This window comes from Vibrio sp. 10N.222.49.C9 (assembly GCF_041474985.1).
Classification (GTDB): domain Bacteria; phylum Pseudomonadota; class Gammaproteobacteria; order Enterobacterales; family Vibrionaceae; genus Vibrio; species Vibrio crassostreae_C.
In genome coordinates, this window is sequence record NZ_JBFRVD010001156.1 from 1 (window position 1) to 286 (window position 286).

The 286-nt window shown below is 44.1% G+C and carries 1 protein-coding gene; it reads left to right on the forward strand.

Features of this window, described 5'->3' with window-relative positions; all coding sequences use genetic code 11:
- Positions 1-47: 47 nt before the first annotated feature.
- Positions 48-286: HAD family hydrolase (locus tag AB4585_RS27340; RefSeq protein WP_372171886.1), on the forward strand; the 239-nt coding region annotated here is incomplete at its 3' end.

Sequence of the window (286 nt, forward strand, 5' to 3'; positions counted from 1 at the left end):
TGAGGTATCATTATTAAGAGAGCTTGATTAGTTAAAGGGACACAAAAATGCTGAAAGCCGTACTGTTTGATATGGATGGCCTCATCTTTGACACTGAATTTGTCTATAAACAAAGCTGGCAGTTTGCCGCACAGGAGCAAGGGCTTCGCATTACCGATGACTTTTATCAGAAGTTCATCGGCGTTCAAGACCCTGAGTGCGAACGCATCCTGGCAGAGCATTTTGGCTCAAAGATGGATATGACCCGTTATTGCATGGTGAGGGATAAGCACTTCCATGCATTAAG